Source organism: Allofournierella massiliensis (assembly GCF_964241245.1).
GTDB lineage: Bacteria > Bacillota > Clostridia > Oscillospirales > Ruminococcaceae > Allofournierella > Allofournierella massiliensis.
Genome location: NZ_CAXSWZ010000017.1, coordinates 1 through 12,988, shown reverse-complemented (window position 1 = coordinate 12,988; position 12,988 = coordinate 1). Strand labels below are relative to the sequence as shown.

15 protein-coding genes are annotated in these 12,988 nt (G+C 51.7%); 8 read left to right on the top strand and 7 right to left on the bottom strand.

Going from position 1 to position 12,988, the window contains the following annotated elements:
* Positions 1–29 precede the first annotated feature (29 nt).
* The 5 genes from ACESYO_RS10080 to ACESYO_RS10060 form a co-directional block, all read right to left on the bottom strand.
* On the bottom strand, positions 30–317 hold the full coding sequence (locus ACESYO_RS10080) for a DUF3892 domain-containing protein (protein ID WP_373209922.1): 288 nt from the start codon (positions 315–317) through the stop codon (positions 30–32).
* Positions 318–731: 414 nt separating this feature from the next.
* A complete protein-coding gene (locus ACESYO_RS10075; RefSeq protein ID WP_373209921.1) occupies positions 732–2,120 on the bottom strand; it encodes a relaxase/mobilization nuclease domain-containing protein in 1,389 nt (462 codons plus the stop codon).
* A 3-nt stretch (positions 2,121–2,123) separates the two neighbouring features.
* Entirely contained in the window at positions 2,124–2,402 is a 279-nt protein-coding gene (locus ACESYO_RS10070) for a plasmid mobilization protein (RefSeq protein ID WP_373209920.1), read from the bottom strand.
* A 198-nt stretch (positions 2,403–2,600) separates the two neighbouring features.
* Positions 2,601–2,954 carry a TnpV protein gene (locus tag ACESYO_RS10065; RefSeq protein ID WP_373209919.1) on the bottom strand — a complete coding sequence of 118 codons (354 nt, stop codon included), beginning with the start codon at positions 2,952–2,954 and terminating at the stop codon, positions 2,601–2,603.
* Positions 2,955–2,967: 13 nt separating this feature from the next.
* Positions 2,968–3,843, bottom strand: coding sequence for a ParB/RepB/Spo0J family partition protein (locus ACESYO_RS10060; RefSeq protein ID WP_373209918.1), 876 nt, complete (start codon positions 3,841–3,843; stop codon positions 2,968–2,970).
* A gap of 127 nt (positions 3,844–3,970) precedes the next feature.
* On the opposite strand from ACESYO_RS10060, the gene ACESYO_RS10055 reads away from it, so the two are divergent.
* Entirely contained in the window at positions 3,971–4,165 is a 195-nt protein-coding gene (locus tag ACESYO_RS10055; protein WP_373211264.1) for a hypothetical protein, read from the top strand.
* A 291-nt stretch (positions 4,166–4,456) separates the two neighbouring features.
* Here the strand turns inward: ACESYO_RS10055 and ACESYO_RS10050 are convergent, their stop codons facing one another.
* Complete coding sequence (locus ACESYO_RS10050; protein ID WP_373209917.1) at positions 4,457–5,584, bottom strand: hypothetical protein; 1,128 nt, start codon at positions 5,582–5,584, stop codon at positions 4,457–4,459.
* Here ACESYO_RS10050 and ACESYO_RS10045 point away from each other — a divergent pair.
* Positions 5,583–6,218, top strand: a complete 636-nt coding sequence (locus ACESYO_RS10045) for a hypothetical protein (protein WP_373209916.1) — start codon at positions 5,583–5,585, stop codon at positions 6,216–6,218. The genes ACESYO_RS10050 and ACESYO_RS10045 overlap by 2 nt on opposite strands.
* 169 nt (positions 6,219–6,387) lie before the next feature.
* Here ACESYO_RS10045 and ACESYO_RS10040 read toward each other — a convergent pair whose 3' ends face one another.
* A complete protein-coding gene (locus ACESYO_RS10040) occupies positions 6,388–7,827 on the bottom strand; it encodes an ATP-binding protein (RefSeq protein ID WP_373209915.1) in 1,440 nt (479 codons plus the stop codon).
* Positions 7,828–8,230: 403 nt separating this feature from the next.
* Between ACESYO_RS10040 and ACESYO_RS10035 the strand changes: the two genes are divergently transcribed.
* The 6 genes from ACESYO_RS10035 to ACESYO_RS10010 all read left to right on the top strand — a co-directional run.
* On the top strand, positions 8,231–9,166 hold the full coding sequence (locus ACESYO_RS10035) for a toprim domain-containing protein (protein ID WP_373209914.1): 936 nt from the start codon (positions 8,231–8,233) through the stop codon (positions 9,164–9,166).
* Positions 9,167–9,195: 29 nt separating this feature from the next.
* On the top strand, positions 9,196–9,531 hold the full coding sequence (locus ACESYO_RS10030) for a hypothetical protein (RefSeq protein WP_373209913.1): 336 nt from the start codon (positions 9,196–9,198) through the stop codon (positions 9,529–9,531).
* A 12-nt stretch (positions 9,532–9,543) separates the two neighbouring features.
* Positions 9,544–10,359, top strand: coding sequence for a ParA family protein (locus ACESYO_RS10025; RefSeq protein WP_373209912.1), 816 nt, complete (start codon positions 9,544–9,546; stop codon positions 10,357–10,359).
* Positions 10,310–10,672, top strand: a complete 363-nt coding sequence (locus tag ACESYO_RS10020; RefSeq protein ID WP_443984190.1) for a ParB N-terminal domain-containing protein — start codon at positions 10,310–10,312, stop codon at positions 10,670–10,672. Before ACESYO_RS10025 ends, ACESYO_RS10020 begins: the two co-directional genes overlap by 50 nt.
* Before the next feature lie 200 nt (positions 10,673–10,872).
* The gene (locus ACESYO_RS10015; RefSeq protein ID WP_294454119.1) at positions 10,873–11,217 is read left to right on the top strand and encodes a TnpV protein; all 345 of its coding nucleotides are present in this window, start codon (positions 10,873–10,875) and stop codon (positions 11,215–11,217) included.
* Positions 11,154–12,988 (top strand): N-6 DNA methylase (locus ACESYO_RS10010; protein WP_373211262.1); only part of this gene is annotated, 1,835 nt, incomplete at its 3' end. The genes ACESYO_RS10015 and ACESYO_RS10010, both read left to right, overlap by 64 nt.

Genomic DNA, 12,988 nt, shown 5'->3' with positions numbered 1-12,988 from the left:
ACGAAGGCTGGGCTTCGTTGGCCTTTTCATTAGAACCTCGGAAGTTCGCCGAGGTTGTCCGCCTTAATATTATTGGAATCCGTTCGGAGGTAGGCGTCAGCAACTACTCTGACATCCTCACCTTCGCGCCATCCCCAAAACGCATTATAGTACTTGGTCTTGGTGCAACCAGGGTTTCTTTCAACAAAGGAAATCATCTTCGCCTTTGTCCAAACATTAACCCCTCGTTCCGTCAAAGTGTTTGCCCACTTCAGCTCGGAAATCACTTCATATCCGTGTGCATCAGTTTCGTAATGTACCGCATCGATATAAATCATAAACAAGTTCTCCTTTGAGTTTATTGACAAATACGGCATCTTACGTTATACTGTTTTTGCGAAAGAGCATCGCAAGATGCCAGGCCCCATGTCCTTACCCAGCGTCAGGATGTGGGGCTTTTTATTTGTTGTATCTATTGTATCACACACATTCCCTTATGTCAAGTTTATTTAATGTAAATCGCTTACACAATACTTGTCTTAATAAAAACATGCGGTTTTTGTGTTTTTACACCATTTATCGACAAGGGGGAACGTCTTTTGCAATTGCTTAAAAGGCGCTCATACATGAACTCGCTTCCAGCCGCACGTTTCCCTAAGACGACCGTTCTCCAATCAATGCCTTAATGCTGGCATTCTGCTACGGTAAATTCATCTTCGCTTGTTTTCACAGCCTTTTGCCCTTTTTCTGTGTTATCGTTCTTCCCGATAAACTGTACGTTGCTGCTCCTGGGTGTTCAACAATTCAATTCTCTCCCGCATCCGGTCTGCCCGGGGCGGGATTTTTTGTGCGGTGCGCAGCTCTTTGCGTACCGCACAGATTTTTTCGGTGAGCTGGTCTTTCTCGGTATGCAAGTTAGCGCATTCTGCCTGATCGCGGCAACGGCGCAGCCGGTTGCGGCAGTGGGTGCGCCGGGCCTCCAGAGTTTGCAGCTCCTCGGTTTTCTGCGTGATGAATTGCTCCACTTCCTCCCGGGTTTGCAGCGAATATCGCTCCAGCAGATGCAGCTGGGCTTCGATCTGCTCCCAGTGGCGCAGGTCCTCCCGCATGGCCGGATGGGGCGGGCGATGGTTGGGGATCTTCTCGGGCAATCTGCCCAGCAGATAGCAATAGTACAAATAGGTACGATAGATGCCCAGCGTTTTGAGCAGGGCCTTTTTGAACTCCTCCTGTTTCCACCGATCGTGGGGATGAACTGGAGGATAGCACCTGCGGTACCGTTCCTGCCGCGTAAAAAGGGAAGAATACACAGTGTTTTCGCAGACACGGTCAAAGAGGACCTCTTCCGTGTACCATTCGCCCAGAGTTTTGAAGCGAACGGCATGTGCGTCACCGGGCATTTTAATGGTGGCGTACTTGCGGTTCGGGCTGAAATTCACCTCATAGCCCATTTTCCTCAAGCGGGTGGGCAGCTCTTGGAAATGGTTGCATTCAAGGACTGCCCGGTCGATGTCCTGCCGCATCACGTTGTAACGTGTGGGTTCGCCCGCCTTTTCCGCCTGAAAGAGATTCCGGGGTGTGCGGTGGCGGGAGGGGTCTTCCACCACCGAAAGCCCATATTCCCGGCAGAGCGTATCCGACGCCTTTTGCAGCGCCCGATAGGTTTTCCGGCAATCGTTGTACCGTTTGCCGTCCACAAAGGAGACGGAGTTCAGCACGAAATGGTTATGGCAGCAATCGGTATTCAGGTGGGTGGCAACCAGCACCTGAAATCGGTCGCCCCAGAGCCTGCGGGCCAGCTCCACCCCGATGGCATGGCATTCTTCCGGGGTGACTTCTCCAGGCGGAAAGCTCTGGTAGGCATGGAATGCAACGATGCCTGCGGTGTCCCCAAACTGCCGTTTGGTCAGCTCCATCTGCTGGCGGGCGATCTCGGGCAGGCAGTTCACTCCGCTCACAAACAGCTGGTGATCTTGTGTTGTTTTGGAATGGTTGGCTGCGTACTGGAGCACCTCGGTCAGATCGTCCTTTGCCGGAGCCAGTCCCGTCAGGTCCGGCATTCGGGTTTTCTCTTCGTTTTCGGCGTAGCGGATGAGGGAGTCCAGACGGCCCCTCACCGGCCAGATTTTGGTCACGGCCACAGGTCAGGTCTCCTTTCTGGGCAGGGTAGTGGCCTGGATGGCCAACAGGGTATTCAGCAGTTCTGCCTGCACCTGTGGGGTATTCTCCCGCTGGTAAAGCTCGGTGAGGCGGGCGAGAATCTGCTGGTATTCCACCGGCGGAGTGGGCTGGGGTACTCGCCCGCTCAACCGCATCCGCACATAGCGGGACAGGGACAATCCGCAGGCTTTAGCGGCCTGCTCAAACCGCTGTTTTTCTTCCTGGGTCACGCGGATATTCAGCTGGATGGTTCGGTTCAGCATGTGTTTTCTCCTTTGCTAATGAAAAAGGACCGGGCGGTCTGGCCCGATCCTTTTGTGTTGTTGCGTTGTTGGGTTGATCGGGGGTTACAGGGGGATTTCCCCCTGTGCAGAGCTAGGCTCTGCGGCGGCGTATGGCTTCCAAAAAGCTATACAAAGCCAGTGCTCGTTCCCCCTGTGGACAGGCGTTTTTCTGTCCGGTCATTCCAGAGCTTCCGGATAGAGAAATTCCGGCAGAATCGCCTGCTCCGCAGCGTCCCGGATCAGGTTCATCCGGCGCACCCACTCCATGGGATTTGCGCGCTTGAGAGCTTCGTCCACCTGTTGCTGGCGGGCCATTCGGGCCACGCATTCCTGTACTGCCTGCCGGGCCTCTTCGTCCACCTGGGACAAGTGGCGGTTGAGCCGGTCCTCCAGCAGCAACTGATCCAGCAGATCGAGGTGATGGTTCTCCAGAAACTGACGGCGCATCTCGCCGTAGCGGCCAATGGGACGGACCGTATCGGTGGACAGCAGATTGGGCAACAGATAGCCGTTGACGTTTGTGTATTGCATGGTAAGACCTCCGTTATCGCTCTGGTTGATTTTTGTTGTAGCCTCGTTTGTGCTGCCAGTTACGCAGCAGAAGCAGGATGGTATTGTGCATCTGTTCCGGTGTGTAGTTGGGCGGGAAGAACTTCTTCACATCCTCCTGATTCAGAAAGAACTTCTGCCGCTGATTGGGCTTTTCCTCGGTGAGCAAATGGTGCAGGTATTCTCTCGTCAGGGTTCCGGCCTGACTCATCTGCTTGAGGGTGCGGGACTGGGTGAGAGAGGGCGTAGCCTGGCAGGCATCCATTTCGTCTTTCAAAAGTTGCTGATCTTCCTCGGTGAGATAAGAGATTTCCACCGCCGGATTGAAGGCGATTCGGCCTTCGTCCACCATCTGAAGAATAGAGGGAATGAGACAGGTCAGACGGATGTAACGCTGGACGGTTCGACCGCTTTCTGTTTTGGAAAGCGTATCACGCGACTTGTGGCCAACTTGTCCACAAGTCGAATTTGCCAAACTCTGGCCCTGATGCTTTATCGCCTCCATTTTCATTTTGTACGCAAAGGCTTTTTCACTGGGCATAATATGTTCCCGCTGGATGTTGCTGTCCACCAGAAGGATGATCGCTTCATCGTCGGTCATCGGGCGCACCAGCACCGGCAGTCGGGTGATGCCCAGCGCCTCGCAGGCAGCTTTGCGGCGATGGCCGCTCACGATCTCGTAGCTTCCGTTCGGCAGCGGACGGGCCAGCAGGGGAGAAAGCACCCCGTATTCCTGAATGCTTTCCTTCAGCTGGTCCATTTCTTCGCCGGTGGCGACCCGGAACGGCTGGTTTTGAAAAGGCACCAGCGCTCCGGCATCCAGCATGGTCACCACCTGAGAATCGGAGGTATTTTGTGTGGTTTCGTTCATCTGTAACACGGCTCCTTATATCTGCAAAAATGATAGGTTGCAAAGGGGGAAATGGGCCCGAAAATGTACACCGCAAAGTGGGTACATTTTTGAAAATACGGGCCGTGGCCCCTAAGCCTTGTGAAAAATGGACAGAAAAAATCCCCCTGCGCTGTTTGTCAGCGGCAGGGGGATTGGCGTATTACAGGTATACTTCCAGCTCGATGTCATGCCATCGACTGGGCTTTACCACGCAATTGCGCGCTTTCTGGAACGCATGGGCGTCCTCAAAGTGCAGCGTCAGCTGCATGAGCCCGATCGGATTACTTCCGGGGGTTCTTGATGGCTGCCTGTGTAGGTCTGTATCTATAGGGAGCGTAAAACGACCTCATTAGGCAGCTCTGACAGAACAATAAAAAGCAGCTACAAACCATGGCATTTTCTTGCCAGATTACGATTCTTTGTGCCGCAATTAATCTTTCTATTTCACATTTTATGAAAACCATATCCGCACTCATAACTTTTCCCCGCTTTGATGTAACGCCGGTGTAAGCGCCCCTGGATGTGAACGTTTCAGGCGGTTGTTGCACCTTTTATATGCTTATAAAAAGCATATTATGGCTAGCGTACCATTTTAATATTTCCTCACCCAAGCCGGTTCCGCATGTCGGGATTGGCTTTTCATTTTCTCTTCAACAAAACAGTCAGGAGGAGTTCGTCCGTGAAGTGTCTGCTCAAATACCAGTGGGTTAAACTGCCCAGAAACCAGCTGCCCCAAGGCAAGGGGGTACTGGGTTATTGGGCCAAACTTGCTGCCCGGGCAGCATTCCGGAAAGGCACAGCCTTCTACTGCGGATACAAAAACGAGGTCGCACCCGGCATGTGGTCTGGCGGCATGGTAGGGCTGAAAAGCATTCTTGGTGTACGAAGCCGTATGCTGGCCCTGCAAATCATGGACAAGCTGCAACAGCTGGGCTACCTCACCTACTCGCTGGATGCCCAAACCAAATGCCTGGAGTATCGGATTACGGACTGGGTGGTCCGTTGCTCCGGCCAGGAATGCGAAACCGGGGCCGTGTACGCCACAACCGGTTACGGATTTGTGTGTATCCCCCGAAGCATACCCCAGAGGCTTGTCCATCTGAATTATCGCTTTGAAGAAGCAGATGCGTTGTTGGATCTGTGGTGTCATACCACCTGGAACGATCCACGCAACGCATTTTCTTTTTTGGCCCCCACCATTCAGCTGGACTCGTACAACGCTGTACTGACGCTGGAAAAGCTGGGCGAACGCTGGGGCTGGGAAAAAACAAAGGTGTGGCGATTCTTTCAAAAGCACTCTTCTGTTTTCGCCCTGCACCGTCTCCCCGGCTCGTTTGGTTGCCTGATCTTTCATTGCCAGTACCCAACGGGCCAGGAGATTCTGCGTCCCAAACAGGCGGAAATCGACTGCATTCTCACCAAAATCCGAAATCTGAGCGCAGGCACCCCTGTTGCCGGCTCGGATAATACCCGCCTGTGCAAGTTGGTCTTGTGGTTCAGCCGCAAACTGAAACTGCCGGAACTTCCGGCCACCATACCCACAGAATTTGGCCGCGTTGCAGTTTTCACTCTTATTAAACGCGCGTATTTTTCTCTGTGTTGGAATTGTAAGAATTGTGTTTATGACTGCGGTGTGTGTAACATTACAGCCGGAAATGCAGAGCAACCCGGAAATCCTCAGCACCCCAGCCGCAGCCAGGATAAAAAGGAGCAAATTCATGAAAAAGCAACAAACCACCGAGCAGACTGTAAATCAACAAAAAGGGCAACCAATCCCGGACAAATCCGATGCAGTCATCCAGCTGTTGACCCAGCGGGGAATTCTTGCAAACAATCAGATCAAAGATCCCCGCATCCGGCAGGCCCAGCAGGAAAAACAGCGCAGGATGTACCACAACACCCAACTTCTGCTGGAGCAGTACCGAAACATCGCCTGGGCACTGGAGTGTTTTCCCGATACTGTCGCCGAGGAACTGGATCATCCGCTGGGCGACCTGGATTCTCTGCTCGGAAAGATGGATGTGGAGATGAGCCTGGGCAATCAAAAGCTGGAGAGCCGACTGGAAAGCATAAAGAAATCCCGCCTGCTTCTGGATCGGGTCAATGAAGCGCTCACTGTACTGAAGAAAAAGCCAGACAACGGTCCGAAAATGTATGAGCTGATCTACCAGACCTATCTTGCCCCGGAAAAGCTGAGTCATGCCGATCTGCTCTACCGACTTTACATTTCCTCACGCCATTACTACCGGCTTCGCCAGCAGGCCATCAACATTCTGGCCATCCGCTTATGGGCAACCCCCTCCAGAGAAATGGATTCATGGCTTGAGCTTTTGACATTGCTGGACAACTTGTGAGACGAACACTCTGAAGTATATAGGCAAGCTGACCTTTTTCTTCCCCTCAAAACATAAAAAGCATAGCTTCAAGGGAGCCTCCCCTTGAGCTATGCTTTTTCTCTTGTGCCGTAACAATAATTTCAAAAATTCATTCTCTGGCTTCGTTGATTCCCTGAAAACAAACTTGCTAGGCTCTGTAATACGTCTGTTTCGGACTACCCGGACGATCCGGTATCGTCATCTTCAGTTTCCCTTCTTCCAACAGAGGCATAACGTACTGACGGATAGCATAGGAAGGTGTCTTGATCCCCAAGAACTCGGCAATTTCCTGTCGGGTTCGCGGGACACTGCAAAAGGAAATCAGGTCCGGCTGCGTGCTGGCAGTACTCGTCTCCGCCGCATCCATGCCATTATAGAGTGTTACCACAAACTCTCCGCGCCGATTTTCAAACACAGGTTCAGGCAAACCACAGGCCGCCATTGCCTGCCGTATGGTGGGGATACCGGAATAGCGGTTTTCGGCATCGGTCAAAATCTCCGCCATCACCGCCAGTGCCGGATTTCGCAGATCGGGCCGAGATCGTCCCAGCTGCTCCACCGTGGTTCGACCATATAAACCGCCCGGGCTGTGGATTTCCAGTCTGTCTGCAAAGAAATCCAGCTGAACTGGAGTTCCCTCAGTATAGCTGCTGTAATCCCGATGAATCAGCGCATTCAGAATAGCTTCCCTCAATGCATTAATCGGATATTCGGTCTGATCGGTACGTCGTCCCGTCTGAGGATCAATAATGGTACGGACTTTCATGTTTCGTTTACAGAAAGCGAGCGCTTCCTCCACCATCTCTGCGATGGTTCCCTCAATCCGTTTATTGTCCAGAAAACGGGCGGAATCCTCTTGGGCTGTCTCTCCAATCTCTTTGCCCGGCACCACAATGGCAGTGATTCCAAGCTGCGGAAGATATCCTTGCGGGTAGATTCCAAAGTTGAGTACCGCTGCCAATGTGGGAACTCCCTCTCGGGTGATGTTTAGCATTTCTTCCTGCTGTGCCTCGTCCAAACGTCCAAATCCAGGCCGTTCCACTCGCCGCTCCAACAAGTACCGCTGAACAGCATCCTGATTCAGTGCGGAAAGACTGGCTCGCTGAATGGGGCGCTCATCATCGTGCAGGTGTTTGCGGAAGGCTTCATAGCTGTATAATTCGTAGTCCGTCATGAGCAGATCTGCATCGCCCACCCGGATATACGAGCCTCTCATCCGCCCTGCACCCTTATAATAGCAGGGCCGTTCGGATAGATCGATAGCGGGTATTTCTGCCGAACACACCGGCAACCCATCTACCTCTGCAATGGTAAAGACTGCTCGCACCTGCGGTTCCATCTGGTTACACTGCTCTGTCACCTTTTTCTGCAGGTCCTGAAGGTCATAAACGCCCACCACCTTGAAATTCTGCTTTTCATCCAGACCGAACAGAAGGACTCCTCCGCTGTCCTGGTTGGAAAAGCTGGACAAGGTATCATACAGACGTTTGGGACAATCTACATGCGCAGCTTTCACCTCCACAGTCTGGCTTTCCGCCTTTTGTCGTATCGTTGTGTTCACGAGTTCTAAAAGCTCTTCTGCCAGCATGAACATTCCTCCCTTCTCATTTTCATTTTATTCAAGGTTTTAAAACTTGTCAACGCAGTCTCCATTTCATGTTTCAAATTTCTTTGTTTTTTTCAAGTTTTCTTTAAAACTTATCACAAAAATTCAAATCTTTTTCAATTCTCAAAAAGCATTTTAAAAATTGACCAACTATTTACCCGGAATGTCCCCGACTAAAGTTTCTAATTTTCAGCTATTTTTGATGTAAATCCCATGGCATAAGGGATGGCACAAAAATGGCAGGTCCACGCGGATGACATGCAAATGAAAAAAGGTTATACTGGTACTGTCCCAAACCGGGACTCCTCGAAGAGCGCCGCTTTTGAAACCTATGGTTTTGAAGGCGGCGCTTTGTTTTGCCCATTTTTCTATAGGGAGGTAGTTCATGCGCGGAGTCAGCAAAGCCCAAATCGAAGCCGCTCGCCAAATCAGTGTCCTGGAGTATTTTCAAATCTACATGCCCCAGGAACTGGTCAAAATCAGCCCCCATGATTTTCGTACCCAAACCCACAGCAGTCTTGTGATCAGCGACAACGGCCTCTTTCACTGGTTCAGCAAAGATCTGGGTGGACGGAGCGCGTTGGATTATCTTCTCAAGGTGGAGCAGATGGATTTTGTGGGCGCTGTTCTCCATTTAAACCAGATGGAGCCTTTTCGCATTCCTCTTTCACCTGCTTTTCTGATGCCTGCAAAATCACCTGTGCCCTTTCAGCTTCCCCCACCGGCCCCGGATTGCAAAACCGTACAGCGTTATCTCTTCCGCCGTGGAATCAGCCGCAAGGTTTTCCAATTTTGCATCGATGCAGGTATTCTCTACCAGACAACCTATGGCCGTCATACAAACTGCGTGTTTCTGGGTCTGGATGCCGACGGAATTCCACGGGCCGCTTTTCTGCGGGGATGTGAAGGCAGCTGGCGGTGTGATACTCCCGGCAGTCAGAAAAAATACGGTTTTCTGATTCCTGCCGAACATGACAATTGTACTACTGTAGCGATTTTCGAGGCTCCTATCGATGCTCTGTCCGGCGCTTGCCTGATGCAGCATCAACGGAAAATACCCTGGCGCAGTCAGTTCTACCTGTCTTTGGGCGGTTTGAATTTCCAGGCGGTAGAGTACTTTTTGGAAACTCATCCGCAGATTCGACACATCCAGCTTTGCCTAGACAATGACGAACGAGGAAGAGCCTTTTCAAGCCGTCTGTTCGTATCTTTGTCTGAAAAAGGGTATCGGGTAACTGACTGCCCGCCCCAGATTGGAAAAGACTACAACGAACAACTCCTTCTTCAAAAACAGCAGTTACCCTGCACACCCATTCGATAAACCTACTTCATACAAAGGAAATTACAACTATGAATCAGAAACAAAGTTATGTGACCAAAGCTTATTACCAAGGCATTCAGTGTGCCGAACATCTCACGCAAGGGCTGCTTCAGCTTCCTGTCCTGCACCCTGAAGCAGACCCCCGTGCAATTGGTGTCGCCATATATCTTCTGAACTATTACAGCAATGACCGGGACTGCCTCCAGATGGTTCCCACCTACTTCCACATCCTTGGCATGAAAGCACCTCGGTTCATCCGCCGTTTCCATCAGAACACCGACGAAAGCACCAAAACAGCTTTCCGTATGGGGCTTTGCACTGGATTGGACAATTTGGTGCGCAGTCTGGATGACACTTTGAGATAAAGGAGAAAGCCCATGAAAACCATTGCCATTGCCAATCAAAAGGGCGGTGTGGGAAAAACCACCACCGCTGTGAATCTGGGTGTGGCTCTTGCACAGCAAGGCTACAAAGTTTTGTTGGTGGACGCCGACCCGCAGGGTGATCTGAGCTGCTATCTTGGCTGCTATGACATGGAATCCGGAAACGGCACACTCAGCACCATGATGGATGATGTCATCAACGACCGCCCCATCACCAATGCGGTGCGCCATCACGAAGAAGGCGTCGATTACATTCCCTCGGACATCGAACTGTCCGATATGGAGGTGCGGCTGGTAAATGTAATGGCCCACGAACGAGTACTGGAACAGGCACTGGAGCCGTTTCAAGATAAATACGACTACTGCCTGATCGACTGTATGCCCAGCTTGGGGATTCTCACGGTTTCCTCACTGGTTGCTTCCGACAAGGTTCTGGTACCTGTACAGGCGCAGCACTTCGCCATGAAGGGCCTAATTTCTCTGGTAAAAAGCATTCAGCAGGTGCGGCGGCGAATCAATCCCCGTCTGGAACTGGATGGTATTGTAATCACCATGGTGGACAGGCGCACCAATCTTTCCCGCGATGTGAGTGCCGCCCTGCGCCGGGCCTATGGCCATCAGATCAAAATCTATGGGTCTGAAATTCCCATCAGCACCAAAACCGCTGAGAGTGCAGCCACCGGGCGCAGCCAACTGAGCTATGACCCCAATGGCGCTGCCAGCAGGGCATATCAATCGTTGGCAAAGGAGGTCACACAGGGTGAACGAAAAAATGTACGGGCAGAACATCCATCTGCCCTCACTCGATAATCTGTTTAGTTCCGAATCGGACCGACAGGACGCAAAGCTCGAAAAAGTACAGAATCTTCAGTTGTCAGAACTGTTTCCCTTCAAAGACCATCCCTTTCAGATTCGTGACGATGAAGAGATGGAGAAGATGGTGGACAGCATCAAAGATCATGGCGTACTGACCCCTGCCATCGTGCGCCCTCGCCCGGAAGGCGGATATGAACTGGTGTCCGGCCATCGGCGGCATCGGGGCTGCACACTCGCGGGGCTGGACACCATGCCCTGCATTGTGAGGGAAATGGATGATGATAGACGAAAACGATTCTCCCGATGATTTTCTGGACATCGAAGATTTTGATACCATTGCATCGGCCACCATGCTGGGCAGTGCCGTAAATCAGGTTGCACGTCCCCTGTTTGCAGAGATTGGCCAGATTGTACGAGAAATCGACAGCGTTGCAAGAGAGTCAAAAGACGCGCATAATAGAGCCGTCAAAGAAAACCAGTCATACAGCGCAAAGGAGGCAAATACAAATGGACTTCCAATACACGAACATCAACGGATTTCTGATCCCCAATCTAACCCTGGGCAACCAGCCGACACAGCCGCTGGGCAAGTACGGGATGATTCGCAGGGACTTTCTGGAACAGAACGCACCGGCAACCTTCGATCTGATGACCTTGCAGGGAACGTTGTACCCGCATCTGATCGAGATGGACAACGCCGCGCGCCAGCAGGTGCAAGCGACCATGCAGCAGTTGTCCGCTCAGAGCAGCGCACCGAATCGGAAGACCGATCCGGTAACCTGGACACAGTGGATGAACCAGCTGAAAGCACAGGCGGAGGAAATGGTTCTTCCGATGCTGCACACCCTGTAACAGATACACCCACACCAGCGGAGAGTGAAATTTCACCCTCCGCTTTTTCTATGCCCGAAAGCACCGGGCGAGGATATGTTTCCGAGGAAATCGTACAGGATCTGGAGCTTCCCGATACAGAACAGCAAACCTTCCTCATGGAAAAGGCAGAAATACCACCCAGCTTTTCTCCGCTCCCTGCTCCTACGGAAGATCTCAGCGCAAGCAAGATAACCGATGCCGAAATCTTCCGGGCCATGTGCGATGGCAGCGGCTTTGAACATGGGAAAATGCGAATTCAACAGCATTTTTCTCAACCAGTCCCCCCTGCCATAAAAGATTCTGCCACATGGCTGAAAAAAGAATATGGAATCGGCGGGCGTTCCTGGTACTTTGCCGATGGCATCCACGGTTGGCTTTCCTATGACAGCAAAGGATTTGAAATCCAATGGCAAAACAGTGAACAGCGACTGAAACGCCATTTCAGCTGGAATGAGATGGCACAGCGGTTGGGACAGTTCGTGCAGGAGAACCGCTACCTCACCCCAGATGAACAAAATCAGTATATACAATGGCTTAGCCAGCAAGAAATGCAGGACTCCCCTGACATAGGACCCGCTGCTGACTCCGATCATCCCACTTCGCCCCCCAACCCAGAAGAAGTTCGCACCTGTGAGATCGGAGATATTGTATATCTTGAAGATGGAAGTCCATTTCTCATACAAGATATCGGGCGTCACGATATTCATTTGCAGGATCAGTCCATGCCTTTGTTCAGTCGCGGAATCTCCCGTGAGGAATTTGCCCGACTTCTGGCACTGGACCGGCGCAATGCACATTTATTGGCTCCCCCGGACGATGTAACACAGGGCGAACCTTCGGCTCCTGGGCACATGGAATCCTCTCCCTCTGAATCGGATTCGCCTTTTGTGGAGCAGGTCATAGCGGATGCCAAGGCATTGTCCGAGCCTCGTATCTATGAGCCCATCAACTATGTTGCCCCATATCGACCGCAACTGCCCGGCTCACCGAAAGAAAAGTACGCCGCTAACGTAGCCGCGATCCGAACCCTGAAAGGAATTGAAGAGCGGGTAGCACAAGGCGGCGATCCTGCCAACAGCGAGGAACAAACGATACTGGCAAAATATTGTGGTTGGGGTGGTCTGGCAGATGCCTTTGACCCTCAAAAATCCAACTGGACACAGGAATACACAGAACTGCAAAGCCTGCTCACTGAGCCAGAATATCAGTCTGCCCGCAGCAGCACTCTGACCGCCTTCTATACCCCTCCTGAGGTTATCCACTGCATGTATCGTGCATTGGAGCGCATGGGTGTTACGGGCGGCAATATTCTGGAACCCAGCATGGGAACCGGTGCTTTTTTTGCACACAAACCCAATAGTTTCGACCGGCACAGCGCAAAATTGTATGGTGTAGAGCTGGACGATCTAACCGGACGAATTGCCAAACAGCTGTATCAGAAAGCAAAAATTCAAGTTACCGGTTTTGAAAAAGCGAATTTGCCTGATAGCTTTTTCGATTGTGCAATCGGCAACGTCCCCTTCGGAGATTTCTCTGTCAGCGACCGCGCGTATGACAAACTCCATTTCCGCATCCATGATTATTTTCTGGCCAAAACCATTGATAAGGTACGAAACGGCGGCCTCATTGCCTTTATTACCACCAGCGGAACATTGGACAAAAAGAGCGAAGAGGTGCGTCGCTATATCGCCGCCCGCTGCGACTTTATTGGTGCGGTCCGGCTCCCCAATACCACATTCAAACAAAATGC